Below are 15750 nucleotides of genomic sequence, written 5' to 3'. Positions count from 1 at the left end.
CACGCTTAGATCTTAGCCAGTCATACATAGATATAACTTTTCCACTTTTGAGGACCGCGTATCGTGTACTGACGCCAGTGCTGTCACGAGAGAACACATGACGCAAGACACCCGGATACGCACTGCAACCATTGCCATTGTCGATGATGACGATTCCGTTCGCAGTGCCCTGGAAAGCCTGGTGCGGTCCGGTGGTTACAAAACCCGAATCTATGCCAGCGCGCTGGAGTTTCTCGACGCCAACGTCTCGGCGCAAACAGATTGCCTGATTTCCGATATCCAGATGCCAGGGATGAGCGGTGTGGAAATGCTTGAACGGCTTGCCGCGACGGGCGTCCACATTCCGACCATCCTGATCACGGCCTATTTTGCAGCGGCACCCTCCGTGGCTGCTCAGATGCCGCAGCTGATTGCCTGCCTGCCCAAGCCCTGCGATGCGGACAGGCTGCTGGACTGCATCGAAACCGCCCTGCTGCGGCGGGATGTCGTTCACTGAAGCACTTTTCAAGACGCCGTTGCGATTCCTGGCGAGAGATACCTTCGAGGAGAAACGCGTCCCCCTGTAGGAGCGAGCTCTGCTCGCGATGGGCGTCAACGATAACGCGCGCTGTCTGGATAATCGCGTTGTCTGGACGTGCATCGCGAGCAGAGCTCGCTCCTACAGGGAAACGCCTGCGTAGCTTGCCGTTGGTTACCGCTGGAACAGCGTCAGGTTCTGATTAATGAGCTATACCCGTTAATCTTCCATGGCAGTTCTTCAACGCAGGAGATTGGCGATGATGTTCAGACACTCACTCGCGGCGTTCATGTTCTGCGCCAGCCTCTTGGGCTGCGCCACGCCTTCAAACCCGAGCGTGACCCTTCCTCTGACGGCCACCGGGCAGAACACCGGTCAGATCGGCAGCGTGGCAATGTCGGATTGGGGCCAGCAAAAAACCGGGTTCAGTTTCATCATCAGCGGTGTGCCCAACGGTGCCTCCCTGCCCTTGCGGCTCAACGCTTTTATCTACAAAGGCAGCTGCCGGCAACCCGGCGCGCTCGCCTATGACATGAACGATCAGGTCACCACCGAACGCCAGGCCATCCGCGGCTGGACGTTTTCAAGAAGCGCACCGGTCGCCATGCCGGTCCTGCTGGCCGGTGATTACTCCGTCATCGTCAGGAGCGCCGCGACCGATGGCAACGGCGATATCTTCTGCGGTGATATTCCGCGCTCAGGCAGCGTGAAATAGCCAGGCGCCCCTTGCCCAACCCTCAATGTGCCCCGGACAAGGCCGTTGCGGTTTCCACCAGCAGCTGTCGAAACCACTTGTGCGCCGGATCGTTGCGATAACGAACGTGCCAGGCGATCTCCACCGGGAAGGTGCCAAGATCGACCGGCGCCGGCACCACCTTCAGCCGTGGGTCCCTGGCAATTTGCTTGCAGATGAGCCGGGGCAATGTGGCGCAGTAATCGGTGACCGCGATGATCTCCGGCACCGCCAGGAAGTGGGTCACCGAAATCGCCAGCTCGCGCTTCAGGCCTTGCCGGTCCAGCGCCTGGAACAGCCCCGCCCTGAGGCGACCCGGCGGCTGGATATTGACGTGCCGCAGCTGCTCGTATTGCTCGCGCGACAGGCTGTCGCCGATATCCGGATGATCGACACGCACCACGCACGCCAGGCCGTCATCCATCAAATGCTGGGCAACCAGATTGTCCGGCGGATCGATGAGGCGGCCCAGCACCATGTCGGTGGTTCCTGACATCACGCCGGTTTCCGCCAAATCGTTGCCGTAGGGCGTCAGCGACATTTTTATGCCAGGCGCCAGCTGTCGCAGCCTGGCGATGATGCCTGGCATGAGCACGATTTCCACATAGCTGTTCGCGGCGACATTGAACTGCCGGTTGGCGGTGGCAGGATCGAAGTGTTGCCGGCCGATAAGGGCTTCATCCAGCCTGGCCAGGGTGTCGACGATAACGGGCGCGATTTGCTCCGCGAACTGCGTCGGCCTGATGCCGTAGCGTTCACGGATAAACAGCGGGTCTTGCAACGTGTCGCGCAGGCGATTGAGCGCGTTCGACAACGCCGGCTGGGTGATGCCCAGGCGCAGTGCGGCACGGGTCACGCTGCGCTCCTCGATCAGCGCAATGAAGACCGGCAGAAGATTGAGATCGTATCGCATGAGTTCCCACCGCTGGATTGACCTGATGTCGCGGCAGTCATAATGCCATATGAATATCTAACATCCAGCAAGTAAATTTCTCGAATATCTGGCCTTGAATCATAGTTGGGCCATCCGAAAGGCACTGCCAGATCCGGCAGTTCCCTTGACTCGCCCAACTTTTATCAAGGTAACTTCCATGACAAGCCCGGCCCCATTGGCAGGTGACGCTGAGCGCGCGCCTGGCCCCAACACGGCAACTGCAACCCGTTCCCTCCCGGCTTCATCCAGCAACCTTTCCCGCGCCCTGGCGCTGTTCGCGCTGGCACTGGGCAGCTTCTGCATCGGGACGTCCGAATTTGCCAGCATGGGCATCATCCAGCTGTTCTCCGCCAGCCTGGGAATCGATGTTCCGCAGGCGACCAACGCCGTCACCGCTTACGCACTGGGCGTGGTCGTCGGCGCGCCGGTGGTCACGCTCGCAGCGGCCCGGCTGAATCGAAGGACGCTGCTGCTGGCGTTGATGGCGCTCTTCGTGGCCGGCAATGTTCTCTCGGCGGTCGCCAGCAACCTGCCACTGCTGATGGCCGCCCGATTCATCAGCGGCTTGCCGCAAGGTGCCTATTTCGGCGCGGGCGCCATGGTCGCTTCCTACCTGATGGGGCCGGGACAGTCGGGCAAGGCTTTCGCCATCGTCATGACCGGCCTGACCGTGGCAACGATCATCGGCTCGCCGCTGGCCACCTTCCTCGGCCAGCATCTGGGATGGCGTGAAACCTACCTCGCCGTCGCCGCGCTCTCTGCGCTGGCATTGCTCGCGATCCGCCAATGGCTGCCGCGCAGCGCGGCCCTGAACGGTGTCCCTATCCGCCAGGAGTTGTCCGCCCTGCGCGAAGGTCCGGTCTGGGGCGTCATGGCGGTGGCCACCGCCGGCATCGCCAGCCTCTTTGCGATCTACACCTTCGTCGGGCCCATTGTGACCGATGCGGCAAGACTGGCCCCTTCGATGATCCCGGTCGCACTGGCCATCTTCGGCATCGGCATGACGCTCGGTAACACCCTGGGTGGCCGTCTTGCCGATCGCTATCCGATGCGCGGCATCGTGCTGGGATTTGGCGCAGCGCTCGCCATGCTCGTGATCATCGCCAAGGGCGGCCAAACGCCGTGGCTGCTGTTCCCCGCCTTGTTTGCCCTGGGCGCTGGCCTGATGGCCTCCATTCCGACCCTACAGGTACGGCTCACCACACTGGCGCCAGCAGCCCCCTCACTGATGGGCGCCATGACCCTGGCCGCTTGCAACCTCGGCAACGCCATCGGCGCCTGGGCCGGTGGCGTCACGATCGACGCTGGCTACGGCCTGCTCTCCGTGGGCTGGGCCGGCTTTGCCCTGACGCTGACCGGCCTGGCGTTTTTCGGCCTGACCCTGATCAACCAGCGTCGCCCTGCCCTCGTGGCCGGTGTGGCGCCGTCCGCCTGAACCCGACACTGAACGTTTTTTCCCTTGAAGGAGTTAGCCATGAGCCTCAAACACGTCCTGTTCATTTTGACCAACGCCGCCGAAATCGGTCCGAACCACCGTCGCACCGGGTACTTCTTCCCTGAAGTCGCCCACCCCTACGAAGTCTTCGCGCAAGCGGGCGTCGCGGTCGAATACGCCTCGCCGCTGGGCGGCACCCCACCGCAAGACGGTTACGACGAAAGCGATCCTTCGCAACGGGCCTTTCTCAACAGCGCTGCGTTCCGGCGCATGGCCCGCAGTCGCAAACTGTCGGAGGTGGATGTCCTCGACTACGACGCGGTCTTTTTCCCGGGCGGGCTGGGCCCGATGGTGGACATCGCCACGGACCCCGACGTGAAGCGTGCCGTGGAACGCGCCTGGAACGGCGGCAAGATTGTCGCTGCCGTGTGCCATGGCCCGGCCGCCTTCCTGGGCGTCAGGCTGGAAGACGGCGCCCCGCTGGTTCGCGGTCGCCGGCTGACTTCGTTCTCCAACGAAGAAGAATCCGGCTACGCGCAGGCTGACGTGCCGTTCAACCTGGAGGATGCACTGCGTGCCGAAGGTGCCGAGTATTCGGCGGCGCCGGTCTGGCAGGAGCAGGTCGTGGTCGATGGCCGCCTGCTGACGGGCCAGAACCCGGCGTCGGGTGGCCCGCTGGCAACAGCGGTGATTGAAGCCCTGCGCTGAAAAGCGTCATCGGCGAGCCCGGCCGGATCACTGGATTGGCAGTGGCCGAGCCGGGCCCTCTTGCGTGACGAAACCAGGCTCTACATTTCATATATATCGAGGAGTTCATTGTGTCCGCTTATGTTATTTTCATCCGCGAAGCGACAACGGACGACGCGCAAATGCAGCTGTATGCGCAAAAGGCACCCGCCGCCCGCACCGGCCACGACATTACCCGGCTCGCCTTCTATGGCCCGTTCGAAGTGCTGGAGGGGCCGTCTGCGGAGGGTGTAGCGATCCTGCGCTTTCCCGACATGAATGCCGCGCGCGCGTGGTACAACAGCCCTGCTTATCAGCAAGCGCGTCAACATCGATTCAATGGCGCGCAGTACCGGATGCTGCTGGTCGAGGGCAGCGACGTCACACCGGCTTAAGGCCCGGGAATGGGTGCCTTCGAGTCCGCGACCCACGTGATCACAGCACACCAACCATGAGGTCCATTTCGTGAGCAAAGCGTCCTACGTTCCCCCCAAGGTCTGGAAACACGATGCCCCGTCCGGCGGACAGTTCGCCAGCATCAATCGCCCGGTTGCCGGGCCGACCCACGACAAGACGTTGCCGATCGGCCAGCACCCGTTGCAGCTGTATTCGCTGGCCACGCCCAACGGCGTGAAGGTGACCATCCTGCTTGAAGAGCTGCTGGCGCTGGGGCATACCGACGCCGAGTACGACGCCTGGCTGATCCGGATCGGCGAAGGCGATCAGTTCTCCAGCGGCTTTGTCGGGATCAACCCGAACTCGAAGATCCCGGCATTGCTGGACCGCAGTGTGCAGCCACCGATCCGCGTCTTCGAGTCCGGCTCGATCCTGCTCTACCTGGCGGAAAAATTCGGCGCCTTCCTGCCCACCGACCCCGCCGGACGCACCGAGACGCTGAACTGGCTGTTCTGGCAGATGGGTTCGGCGCCTTACCTGGGCGGCGGCTTCGGCCACTTCTACGCCTACGCGCCGGAAAAGTTCGAATATCCGATCAACCGCTTCACCATGGAAGCCAAGCGTCAACTGGACGTCCTCGACCGTCGCCTCGGCGAAAGCCGCTACCTGGCCGGTGATGACTACACGATCGCCGATATCGCGGTCTGGCCGTGGTACGGCCAGCTGGTGCGCGACAACGTGTACTCGGCCGCCGAGTTTCTATCGGCCCACCAATACACCCACGTGCAGCGCTGGGCGGAAGACATTGCCAAGCGGCCCGCGGTCATCCGTGGCCAGCGCGTGAACCGCACATGGGGCGATGAGGCGAGCCAGGTGCCCGAGCGGCATCAGGCTGGTGATCTGGATTGAAGGTGATCACAAGACTGGCTCCTTGATCCATCGGGAACTCGCGACTACAGGGTATGGTCAGGCCCCGCCTGACCGTATTTCGCGCCGGTCACACCACGAAGGATGATCGTCGCCGCCGAGATTCCGGTTACGACACCCAAGGCTGCATCAAGCTCTGGAGATCAAGCATCACCTGCCTTTCCCGGCGGCTGCATCATTCGGCACTCACAAGGCTCATGAAGGGCGAGCCGGCCCTTACTCATGCCACATCAATCGTTCTGCCTCCCATCATGCTCAATTCATCCATGAGAAGTCGGTACTGACTACGCGGATGACTCCTTTGAAATAAGCCGCCCGAGTGACTGCCCCGATAATCGAAAGCTCATTGATGAAATGTCGAGGTCAAGCATGACGAGTGCATCCACAGAGCAAGTCAGCCCCAAAACCCTGAGAAAAGTGATTGTGGCGGCCGGCATCGGCAATTTCGTCGAATGGTTCGACTTCGCGGTCTATGGCTTTTTGGCCACGACCATCGCCCAGCAGTTTTTCCCCAGCGGCGATGCCAGTGCCGCATTGCTCAAGACCTTTGCGGTCTTTGCCGTGGCCTTTGCGTTTCGTCCCCTTGGCGGGATTTTCTTCGGCATGCTCGGCGACAGGATCGGCCGCAAGCGCACCCTCGCGATGACGATTCTGCTGATGGCCGCCGCGACCACCTTGATCGGCCTGCTGCCCACCTATGCCGCGATCGGGGTCATGGCGCCGATTCTTCTGTCCCTGATTCGTTGTGCCCAGGGCTTTTCCGCCGGGGGCGAATACGCCGGTGCCTGCGCCTACCTGATGGAGCATGCGCCCAGTGATAAACGCGCCTGGTACGGCAGCTTCATTCCGGTGTCGACATTTTCCGCCTTCGCGGCGGCAGCGGTGGTCGCCTATGCACTCGAGGCGTCACTGTCGGCCGAGGCAATGGGCAGCTGGGGCTGGCGCCTGCCGTTCCTGATTGCCGCGCCGCTGGGCCTGGTGGGTCTTTACCTGCGCTGGAAGCTGGACGAGACACCGGCGTTCCAGGCGGTGACCAAGGAACATGCCGTCGCCCATTCCCCGCTCAAGGAAACCTTGCGCAACCATGGTGCGGCGATCTGCTGCCTGGGCGCCTTTGTCTCGTTGACGGCGCTCTCGTTTTATATGTTCACCACCTACTTCGCGACCTACCTGCAAGTGGCCGGTGGCCTGAGCCGCGCATCAGCGTTGCTGGTGTCACTGATTGCCTTGATGTTTGCCGCCGCGTTCTGCCCGCTGGCCGGGTTGTACTCGGACAAGGTCGGACGCCGGATGACCGTGGTCACCGCGTGCGTCCTGTTGATCGTGGCGGTGTATCCATCGTTCCTGATGGCCAGCTCGGGATCGTTCGGCGCATCCATCGTCGGCGTGATGCTCCTGGCGATCGGCGCGGTGCTGTGTGGCGTGGTGACGGCGGCCTTGCTCTCGGAAACCTTTCCTACCCGGACTCGATACACCGCGTCCGCGATCACCTACAACATGGCCTACACCCTTTTCGGGGGCACCGCCCCGCTGGTCGCTACGTGGCTGATCACCACCACCGGCAGCAACCTGTCGCCGGCGTTCTATCTGATGGCGGTTGGCGTGTTGGGGCTGGTGGGGGGCTTGGCATTGCCGGAGACTTCGCGGATTTCACTGCATGATGTGCAGGTCCAGGATAAAGGCGTCGCCGTGAGCACCGCAGCCGGGAAAGCTTGACGAGCAGATCCGGTGGCCTGGGGGGTGGATTCGTTACCGTAGCAACGGATCTACCCCTTAAGCTGCGTCACATCGATACCGAACTTCCTCATGCTGGTTGTCTGCGCCACATACCCGGAGACATCCCAAACTGGCGTTTGAACGCCCGACTGAACGCAGCCTCTGATTCGTACCCCACCGCATAACCGATTTGCCCCACGTTACCGCGCCCTTCGCGCAGCTGTTGAGCCGCCAGGTGCATGCGCCAGAGCGTCAGGTATTGCATCGGTGGCTGTCCGACCAATGCCGTGAATCGCTCGGCGAAGACCGAGCGCGACATGCCCGCTTCAAGCGCCAGGGCTTCGGCTGTCCAGCCCTCGGTGGGACGAGCGTGCAGCAGCGTCAGCGCACGCCCGACAAACGGATCCCGCAGACCCGCCAGCCACCCGCGCCGCTCGGCGGGGAGGCTGGCGACGTACTGGCTGACGGCTTCGACGAACAGCAGTTCGGAGAGCTTGGCGATCACCGTTGAGGAGCCGACGCGCCCCGCGGCGAGTTCACTGACCGCGAAACGGAACGAGCTTTCGATCCAGGCGCCCGAAGCCGTCGCGCGCAAGTCCAGTTTCAACAAGGATGGCAGCGACGACAGCAGCGGATTGAACGGCGTTTCAGAGCCGAGGAACCCACACAATAGCTGCGTGGCCTCGCCGTCCCCGCCGTACTGGATGCGCGCAAGGCCGCCGGCTTCCGGCGGCTGGATAACGTCGCGCGCCGGCATCGGCGCAAGGCTCAGGTCGCTGCCAAAGGTATGGATATCATTGCGAGGAAGCAGAATGAGTTCACCGGCCCCTACGTCGATAGAAGCGCCACCGTCGATTCGCAGTTGCATGTGCCCCGCCGCGACAAAATGCGAGGCGATGACATGTCGAGGGGCCGTCAGGAACGGTTTGCAATCGTCGGCAGAGATTCTTCCGCTGACGCACCAGGGCGCGGTGAACTGCGCCTCGAGAAAGACCCCTCCGGACAGCCGGATGACACGCAAGACATCTGAAAGCGCATCCAACAATTGCCAACCCTCCTTTGCGGAGCCTGGAGCAGGTAATCAGGCGCACGGAGCATTCACCGCCTGGACGGCGAGGCCTAGATTAGCACCAACGTCGAGGCGATTCCCGGATGCTTCACCCAGGTTCATTGGCTCCGACGCCCCACCTCCCCACTCGACCAGGGCAGCAGGAGATCGACATGAACACCATTGCCACCCTACCCGGTACAGATTCGGGCAACGCCGCCCGCTATGCGCAAATCGTCAGATCATCGAAGAAAACGGAGTGGCAGATCGATCGTGATCTGTTGCAGGACCGCCGCTTCGACTTCTCACGCAAATTCCTGCCCGACGGACTGTCGCACATCGATCGATTGAGCTTCCTCACCGCGCAAGACGCACGCCTGCTCAGTCAGATTCAGGGCCGGACCTATGCGTACATTTTCGGCCTGGTCGAGCGTTTTATCAGCGCAAAAATGCTCGATCAGGGCCGCGCCCATGTCTTTGACGATCAGCTCGCCCTGGAAGCGCTGGTGCGTTTTTCCAATGACGAGATCAAGCATCAGGAATTGTTCCGGCGCATGGAGACGATGATGAGCGCGCAATTCCCGGCGGGATATCGCCAGGTCGCCGATCCAAACGAGGTGGCGCGCGCCGTACTGGCGGCCAGCAACTGGGCGGTGCTGGCGCTGACCTGCCACATCGAGCTGTTTGTTCAAACGCACTACGCGCACAGCATCGCCCCGCGCGAGGAGTTGTGCCCTCTGTTCAAGGATGTCTTCAAGTTTCACTGGCAGGATGAATGCCGGCACGTCATCGTCGATGAACTGGAGTGGGAAGCGGAGCACGCGAAATGCTCGACGGCCGAGCGCGACCGGGCAGTGGACGATCTGATTGCGCTGGTGGCCGCCGTCGACGCGATCCTCCAGGCGCAATCGGCTGCCGATGCGGAGTATTTCCTTGGCCATGCTTCAGCGTCGTTCAGTGTCGATGAAACGGCGCACATCAAAGCCTCGGTACTGGGCGCCTACCGCTGGCAATACATCATCTCGGGCGTTCAGCACCCACACTTTGGCCGATTGCTGGCGCGCATGACGACACCCGCACAGATGTCCAGGATCCAGACCGCACTGGCCCCCATCATGACTTGATCGAACGGGCGCGACCGATCACCCGTCGGCCGCGCCACGGTGGCAAGGCCGGCGAAACCGGCTGGATTGAGGATGGCAACCATGACGACGCCGATGTGGATGTTGCTCGGATTTACGACCTGGACGTTGCTGCTGTTGATGGCAACCGTCGGGGTGTACCGCTGGGTCAGAATCCTGTTCTCGAATGTTCCGATCGCCTCGTTCCGCAGCGACCGGCCCGAGGGTGAGGACTGGTATCGGCGCGGGATGAGAGCACACGCGAACTGCGTGGAAAACCTGCCCGTCTTTGCCGCCATCGTCTGGGTGATTTCTGCCTTGGGCATCGACGGCCCGGCAGTGAGCTACCTGTCGATCATCGTCCTGATTGCTCGCGTGTGCCAGTCGCTGGTTCACGTATCCCATGTGCAAACCGATCCGTTCGTGGCGGTCCGGTTCAGCTTCTACTGTGTTCAGCTGGTCTGCTTTTTCGCGCTTATTGCGATCGCTGCCAGTTTCGCCCCCTGACGTATCGAGAGCGGCGCCACAGGCGCTCCGCCACCATACCTCTCAGGTATCGTAAAGCACTCAAATGATATTAGACCCTGTCGAACGACACCCTTAGCCTGTCACTCGGCGGGCTCTGCCTGTGCGCGAAACTATAAAAATATCTTTTGATTGGAGCGGACATGAGTACGCACTATTCCATTCCCGAGTTGCTCGACAGCACTCGATTGAGCGCCTTTCAGTGGCGCGTCTTTATCCTCTGCTTCCTGGTGGCCATTCTGGATGGCTTCGATACCCAGGCTATCGCCTTCACGGGCCCTTCGATCATTCAGGCCTTCGGACTGGGCGCCGGCGCATTGGCTCCCATTCTGACCGCCGGCATTGTCGGCATGGTGCTCGGTGCGATGACACTGGGCCTGATGGGCGACAAGTTCGGCCGGCGACCGACGATTATCGGTTCGGTCGCGTTGTTTGGCATCGCCTCCCTGGCGACCGCTTTTGCGCAGACCACCGAGCAGATCCTGGTGTTGCGCTTTATCGCCGGGCTTGGAATGGGCGGTGCGACACCGGTTGTCCTCTCGCTTGCCGCCGAATATGGCAGCGCCAGGCACCGTGGCACGATCATGACCACGGTGTTGCTGGGGTTGCCGGCCGGCGCCATTCTGGGAGGGTTGCTGGCGGCCCGGATGCTGCCCTTGATCGGTTGGCAAGGCATCTTTGCGGTCGGCGGGATCGTGCCGCTGGTGCTGTTGGTTGTACTGATGTTCGCCCTGCCGGAGTCGTTGTTTTTTTTAACCAGGCACCGCACCGAAGCCCGTCGCAACACGATGGACGGCATCATCGCCAGAATCACCCGGAACACCCCGCCTTCGGACAGCACCTACAGTGTTCCGGAGATGGATGTAAAAACCAGAGTGGCCTCGCTGTTCAGTGACGGGCTGGCGCGCAATACCTTAGGGATATGGACAGTCTATCTGTTCAACTGGGTGGCCTGGTTCATGTTCCTGTCCTGGCTGCCCACGGTGCTCAAGGCGACCGGGCTGCCCGTGGAACAGGCGCCCATGGGCACTGTCGCGGTCAACGCGGTGTTTGTGGCCTGTGCCATTCCGCTCTCGATCATCCTGCCGAAAATCAATACGCGATTGTTGCTGCTCGCCCTGTTTCTGTTCGGCATCGTGCTGTGCCTGGGGCTGGCCAACAGCGGCAACAACTGGACCCTGGTGTTCATCCTCGCCGGCTGCGCGGGCCTGGGCATTGGCGGTCAGCAGATCGTACTGAACTACATGGTCGCCCAGGCCTACCCCACCGCCTTGCGCGCAACGGCCACCGGCTGGGCGATTGCACTGGGCCGGGTCGGAGCCATTATCGGCTCGGCCAGTGGCGGCTGGTTCCTTGAGCACGGTGGCCCTGCGGGCTACTACTCGGCGCTGATCGTGCCGTTGGTGATTGCGGCGGCCGGGCTCCTCATCATTCGGCCGCAGAAAGAGGTGATGCAAGGGCAGCCGCTGGCTGTGCATTGAGGGTATTCAATGTGCACCTGTGCCGCTCGGTGGGGTGCTTATCCATTATTTAGGTGATGGCGGCTGGCGGTTTCGCCCTTACGGCGAAGCGAGGCGGACTGATAGCCGACCTGATTCGCGGATGTACGCGTCCCCCTGTGGGAGCGGCGGTGCGACGATTCGACTTGCTCGCGAAGGCGGTGTGTCAGTCAATACATGTGTCAACTGACACACCGCCTTCGCGAGCAAGCCCGCTCCCACATTTTGAACGGTGTACATCAACAAGAGCCAGGTCGGCTTTCAGGCCGCCTCGCTTGGTTTTTGATTTTGATCTGGGCGCCCCGTTAAACCACGCTGGCCGAACGCAGGCAGTGCGCAGTGGCTAAACCGGCAGGACGCCGGTTTAGCCGCGCTGGGCCAGGGACGGCCCATCGCGGCGACCCACGGAGCAATGCCGGAGAGTGGGCGTGTACCTCAACAGCCCGCGTTATCGTTGAAATCCATCATCACTGGGGCCAAAGATCAATCGGGAAGTACTTCTGCGAGATCTGCGTGTACTTGCCCGACGCATGCAACTGCGTCAGCGCCTCATCAATGCGCGTCTTGAGTGCCGTGTCACCCTTGCGCATCCCCGCCCCTACCCCCAGGCCATATTGCAGCGGATCCATCTTGACGCTGCCCGTGCCTTTTTCCTCGTAGGCCAAACCATCCTGGGACTTGAGGAATTCGATATCGCCGAGTTTGTCGAGGAACATCACGTCGATACGGCCCGCCAGCAGGTCGGCATTGCAGTCGTCCTGGGTGTTGTAGATGCGGATATCCGAGGTTTTGCCGTAGGCGGTGCGGATGAACTCGGCGTTGGTGGTCGAGCCCTGCACGCCGATGGATTTACCGGCCAGGCCTTCCGGTGTCAGCGTCAGATTGACATCCTTGGCCGCGACGAAGATGCCCGTGGTCTCATAGTACGGACGCGAGAAGGCAATCACCTTCTGGCGTTCCGGGCTGATGCCCATGGAGTTGAACAGCACGTCGAACTTGTTGGCGATCAGCGCCGGAATGATGCCGTCCCACGAAACTTCCTTGATCTCGCATTCGGCCTTCATCTGCTCGCAGAGCGCGCGGATCAGGTCCGGCTCGAAACCGGTGAATTGCCCGGTGGGGGTCTTGACCAGAAACGGCGGGTACGGCTCGGCGGCAACACCGAAACGCAGCGTGTCCTGCGTGGCGTTGGCGGGGGCCGTGAAGGAACACAACGTCATGCCGATCGAGGCCAGCAAAGTCAGATTGCGGAACATTCGTTTCATGATCGATCCTTTCTTGTTCTGGAGGAGGTTTCAATGAGACCGGTTCAACTGCATGCATCGATTCAACGCAACAGGCCTACGCCGCGGGTGCGGGCAACGGCAGCCATCCCTGGATCGCCTGCCAGTCAGGTTCCAGGGACGAAAAACGTGAGAGCGAGAAGGTAGAAAGATCGGCGAAACTGCACGTCCCGTCCACGACAAGATCGCGAATGGCATGCCCGCTCGCCGGAGAAAGTCCGAAGCCGACACCGGACATGGTCGCCACCGTGACGTTGTCCAGGGTGGCGGGCCGATCGATGACAGGGCGACCGTCCGGGGTGTTTTCGATGAACCCCGCCCAGCTGCGAATCACCCGCTTGTGAGCGACCTTGGGGAACAGCTCGGCCAGGCGCCTGGCGATGTTGCATTGCAGCGGCGTCGACTGCGCCCGGGTGCCACGCAGATCCGCCAGGTCCACCCATTCATGCGGGCCGCCGCCATACGCCAGGTTGCCGCGCAGGGTTTGCCGACCATACAAGCCATTGCCATCCACCCCGCCGATCTCGAGCAACGGCAGCGGTTCGGTCACGATCATTTCAGCCCGCGCGGTGACCAGCGGAATTTCCACGCCGAGCCGGGCGGCCAGTTCACCGGTGTGCGGGCCAGCGGCAATCACCAGCTGATCGCAGGTGATCAGGCCCTGGGCGGTGCGCACGCCCGTCACCTGGTCGCCGTCCCTTACGATATCGACGACGGGGGTGTGTTCGAGCACCCGGCCGCCGAGATTTTGCAGGGCCCATGCATAGGCTTGCAGGGTACGGTGCGGGTTGGCGTGGCCGCCGAAGTGGTAGTAGAAGCCAGCCAGCACGTTGTCACCCGCGAAGGGCACGAGTTCGCGAACCTGTTGCGGGTCCAGCAGGTCCACGCGCAATCCGTACCAGGCCGCCTCGCCCACGACTTTTTGATCGAGGGCAATCTGGTGTTCGGTGAGATCGATGCTGATGCGGTCCGGGCGATACTCGGTCGGGTAACCGAGCAGTTCGTCCATCATCGGCCACAGCCGTTGCTCTTCGGCAAACAGCGGGCTGTGGTGATGCGAACAACCGCCGCCGTTACGGCCCGAGGCGCCCCAGCCAATCAGGCCGGCTTCGAGCACCAGCACATCAATGCCATCGCGGGCCAGCCACCAGGCGGCGCTCAATCCGGTCACGCCGCCACCGATGATGACGACGGTCGCGCTGTCGGACGACTTGTTGAGTCCCTGCATGGTGTCAGCCCTCGTGATGTGGCGCGTTGGTGTGATGGGCGCTGTCCTGCGGGTGCCGGGCGACGGTCGGCTGACCGTTGCACAGCCAGAACGGCGTCCACTGCGACGGCATGTCGAACCATGCATCCCAGCGATTGCGCATCGCCGGCGTTTCCTCGATCTGTCCCGCCTGTTGCAAGGACAACGGGCGCACCGGCGGGCGAAACGAAGCCAGTGCAATGTCGTCGACACGCTTGCCGGCGCCGATGCCGAGCAGGGCCGCCACCTGTTCGCGGCAACGCCGCCCCTGGCACGGGCCCATACAGGCCCGGGTGAGCCGCTTGGTCACATCCGGGTTGGGCGCGCCGTTCTGCTGCGCCGACATCGCGTTCTCGAACGCCGCATCGGCGGGTGTCCAGCCCAGGTAGCGAGGGGGCTGCAGTCCGAGGATTTCGCTGGCGGTGACCTCTTCGCACTGGCAGACGAAGGGCTGGTTCTGTGCATGCACGGTGGACGCGCGCACCCACGCCGCGCGATCGGCCGCGATGTCGCAGACAGGCGCGTCGGGCATCGGCGCTGTGTCGTCCTGAGCGATGTCGACGCCCAGCGTGGCCAGCGCGGTGCGGGCGGCGATCCGACCTTCGCGCCGCGAAATGTTCTCGTCGAGGCTTTTCGAGGCCCAGACGCCGGCGCAGTCGCCCGCCACCAGGATCAGGGGCAACGACGTGCGCTGCACAAGGTCCGCGTCGGGTACATGACCGCCACGGTCAGCCTGGAATGACGTGCGGCACCCTGCTGCCTCCACCAGTTCGATCGCGGGAATGGCGGCCACGCCCAGCAGTACCGTGTCGCACTCGATCGCCTGCAAAGATCCGTGTACCGGCAGACCCGCCTCATCGACCGCGACAGCCGTCACGCGCTGGACGCCCAATGCGTCCCCGGCCGCCTCGCGCACGACATGCCCGGTGAACACCCGGGCACCCTGCTCCACCAGCAGGCCGAGCAGCGCGGGATCGCCGCTCACCTGATCGGCCTGTTCAATGATTGCAGCGATCCGCACGCCCTTGCCGATCAGTGCATGGGCCGACGCCAGCGCTTGCGTGTCGCTCCCGACCAGCACGGCACGCTTGCATTCCAGCGCCTCGTACACCGTCGCCAGCCGATGTGCGGCACTGACGCCCATGACGCCGGGGCGATCCCAACCGTCAAACGCCAGGCCCATGTCCCGCCGTCCGGCGGCGACGATCACCTGCTTGAAGCGCAGCAGCCAGGCGTTTTGATCATCCGCAAGGCCGGCAACGGCGCCCTCGATCCACGCCGCCGTGGGTTGCTGTGGAAACAGTCCCCAGACCGCCGTGCCGAGCCGCACATCGACACCGGCTTCAAGCGCCTCGGCAATCTCCGGACGGGCGTCGAGCAAGGTCTGCAGCACGCTGTTGCGGTTGGACACCGCCGCGCCCATCCTTGCGCCGAAATGCAGCGGCACTTCTTCGCCCATGGTTTCGATAGGCACCGGGTTTTCGTCCACCAGGGTGACGTGCAGGCCATGCCCGGCCGCGGTCAGTGCGGCAGCGAGCCCCGCCGGACCCGCGCCGACGATGAGGATATCGGTCTCGTCGTTGATCGGCGGCGCTTTGCCTGCCACTGAGGCGGGATCGTAGTAGATGTCGTGTGTGGTCACTG

Annotated in this window: 15 protein-coding genes; 10 read left to right on the top strand and 5 right to left on the bottom strand. The window is 62.7% G+C overall.

Annotation, left to right across the window (positions count from 1 at the left end; translation table 11 throughout):
- Window positions 1-97: 97 nt before the first annotated feature.
- On the top strand, window positions 98-496 hold the full coding sequence (locus F8N66_RS03575) for a response regulator transcription factor (RefSeq protein WP_150768854.1): 399 nt from the start codon (window positions 98-100) through the stop codon (window positions 494-496).
- A 280-nt stretch (window positions 497-776) separates the two neighbouring features.
- A complete protein-coding gene (locus tag F8N66_RS03570) occupies window positions 777-1232 on the top strand; it encodes a hypothetical protein (RefSeq protein WP_150768853.1) in 456 nt (151 codons plus the stop codon).
- 22 nt (window positions 1233-1254) lie between these two features.
- Here the strand turns inward: F8N66_RS03570 and F8N66_RS03565 are convergent, their stop codons facing one another.
- A complete protein-coding gene (locus F8N66_RS03565; protein WP_150768852.1) occupies window positions 1255-2163 on the bottom strand; it encodes a LysR substrate-binding domain-containing protein in 909 nt (302 codons plus the stop codon).
- A 178-nt stretch (window positions 2164-2341) separates the two neighbouring features.
- Between F8N66_RS03565 and F8N66_RS03560 the strand changes: the two genes are divergently transcribed.
- The 5 genes from F8N66_RS03560 to F8N66_RS03540 all read left to right on the top strand — a co-directional run bounded on the left by F8N66_RS03560 (window position 2342) and on the right by F8N66_RS03540 (window position 7384).
- Window positions 2342-3619, top strand: coding sequence for an MFS transporter (locus F8N66_RS03560; RefSeq protein ID WP_150768851.1), 1278 nt, complete (start codon window positions 2342-2344; stop codon window positions 3617-3619).
- 39 nt (window positions 3620-3658) lie between these two features.
- A complete protein-coding gene (locus F8N66_RS03555) occupies window positions 3659-4327 on the top strand; it encodes a type 1 glutamine amidotransferase domain-containing protein (protein WP_150768850.1) in 669 nt (222 codons plus the stop codon).
- 110 nt (window positions 4328-4437) lie between these two features.
- Complete coding sequence (locus F8N66_RS03550; protein ID WP_150768849.1) at window positions 4438-4740, top strand: DUF1330 domain-containing protein; 303 nt, start codon at window positions 4438-4440, stop codon at window positions 4738-4740.
- A gap of 70 nt (window positions 4741-4810) precedes the next feature.
- Window positions 4811-5650, top strand: a complete 840-nt coding sequence (yghU, locus tag F8N66_RS03545; protein WP_150768848.1) for a glutathione-dependent disulfide-bond oxidoreductase — start codon at window positions 4811-4813, stop codon at window positions 5648-5650.
- A gap of 387 nt (window positions 5651-6037) precedes the next feature.
- Window positions 6038-7384, top strand: a complete 1347-nt coding sequence (locus F8N66_RS03540) for an MFS transporter (RefSeq protein ID WP_150768847.1) — start codon at window positions 6038-6040, stop codon at window positions 7382-7384.
- Window positions 7385-7472: 88 nt separating this feature from the next.
- Here F8N66_RS03540 and F8N66_RS03535 read toward each other — a convergent pair whose 3' ends face one another.
- Window positions 7473-8429 carry an AraC family transcriptional regulator gene (locus F8N66_RS03535; protein WP_150768846.1) on the bottom strand — a complete coding sequence of 319 codons (957 nt, stop codon included), beginning with the start codon at window positions 8427-8429 and terminating at the stop codon, window positions 7473-7475.
- Between the two features lie 176 nt (window positions 8430-8605).
- On the opposite strand from F8N66_RS03535, the gene F8N66_RS03530 reads away from it, so the two are divergent.
- The 3 genes from F8N66_RS03530 (at window position 8606) to F8N66_RS03520 (ending at window position 11559) form a co-directional block, all read left to right on the top strand.
- Window positions 8606-9556 carry a diiron oxygenase gene (locus F8N66_RS03530; protein ID WP_150768845.1) on the top strand — a complete coding sequence of 317 codons (951 nt, stop codon included), beginning with the start codon at window positions 8606-8608 and terminating at the stop codon, window positions 9554-9556.
- 81 nt (window positions 9557-9637) lie between these two features.
- Window positions 9638-10060, top strand: coding sequence for an MAPEG family protein (locus tag F8N66_RS03525; protein WP_150768844.1), 423 nt, complete (start codon window positions 9638-9640; stop codon window positions 10058-10060).
- Window positions 10061-10221: 161 nt separating this feature from the next.
- Complete coding sequence (locus F8N66_RS03520; RefSeq protein WP_150768843.1) at window positions 10222-11559, top strand: MFS transporter; 1338 nt, start codon at window positions 10222-10224, stop codon at window positions 11557-11559.
- A gap of 485 nt (window positions 11560-12044) precedes the next feature.
- On the opposite strand, the gene F8N66_RS03510 is transcribed toward F8N66_RS03520, so the two are convergent.
- The 3 genes from F8N66_RS03510 to F8N66_RS03500 all read right to left on the bottom strand — a co-directional run bounded on the left by F8N66_RS03510 (window position 12045) and on the right by F8N66_RS03500 (window position 15712).
- Complete coding sequence (locus F8N66_RS03510) at window positions 12045-12842, bottom strand: transporter substrate-binding domain-containing protein (protein WP_150768842.1); 798 nt, start codon at window positions 12840-12842, stop codon at window positions 12045-12047.
- A gap of 76 nt (window positions 12843-12918) precedes the next feature.
- A complete protein-coding gene (locus tag F8N66_RS03505; protein WP_150768841.1) occupies window positions 12919-14088 on the bottom strand; it encodes an NAD(P)/FAD-dependent oxidoreductase in 1170 nt (389 codons plus the stop codon).
- 4 nt (window positions 14089-14092) lie between these two features.
- On the bottom strand, window positions 14093-15712 hold the full coding sequence (locus F8N66_RS03500; RefSeq protein WP_191622893.1) for an FAD-dependent oxidoreductase: 1620 nt from the start codon (window positions 15710-15712) through the stop codon (window positions 14093-14095).
- Between the last annotated feature and the right edge of the window lie 38 nt (window positions 15713-15750).

It is taken from the genome of Pseudomonas fluorescens (genome assembly GCF_902498195.1).
In the GTDB taxonomy this organism is placed as follows: Bacteria; Pseudomonadota; Gammaproteobacteria; order Pseudomonadales; family Pseudomonadaceae; genus Aquipseudomonas; species Aquipseudomonas fluorescens_BU.
This window is presented reverse-complemented; position numbering and strand designations above follow the sequence as displayed.

Coding starts and splice junctions, on each gene's coding strand:
- F8N66_RS03555 (WP_150768850.1), top strand. CDS start 3,659: ATGAGCCTCAAACACGTCCTGTTCATTTTGACCAACGCCGCCGAAATC.
- F8N66_RS03560 (WP_150768851.1), top strand. CDS start 2,342: ATGACAAGCCCGGCCCCATTGGCAGGTGACGCTGAGCGCGCGCCTGGC.
- F8N66_RS03520 (WP_150768843.1), top strand. CDS start 10,222: ATGAGTACGCACTATTCCATTCCCGAGTTGCTCGACAGCACTCGATTG.
- F8N66_RS03575 (WP_150768854.1), top strand. CDS start 98: ATGACGCAAGACACCCGGATACGCACTGCAACCATTGCCATTGTCGAT.
- F8N66_RS03505 (WP_150768841.1), bottom strand. CDS start 14,088: ATGCAGGGACTCAACAAGTCGTCCGACAGCGCGACCGTCGTCATCATC.
- F8N66_RS03565 (WP_150768852.1), bottom strand. CDS start 2,163: ATGCGATACGATCTCAATCTTCTGCCGGTCTTCATTGCGCTGATCGAG.
- F8N66_RS03570 (WP_150768853.1), top strand. CDS start 777: ATGATGTTCAGACACTCACTCGCGGCGTTCATGTTCTGCGCCAGCCTC.
- F8N66_RS03525 (WP_150768844.1), top strand. CDS start 9,638: ATGACGACGCCGATGTGGATGTTGCTCGGATTTACGACCTGGACGTTG.
- F8N66_RS03530 (WP_150768845.1), top strand. CDS start 8,606: ATGAACACCATTGCCACCCTACCCGGTACAGATTCGGGCAACGCCGCC.
- F8N66_RS03510 (WP_150768842.1), bottom strand. CDS start 12,842: ATGAAACGAATGTTCCGCAATCTGACTTTGCTGGCCTCGATCGGCATG.
- F8N66_RS03540 (WP_150768847.1), top strand. CDS start 6,038: ATGACGAGTGCATCCACAGAGCAAGTCAGCCCCAAAACCCTGAGAAAA.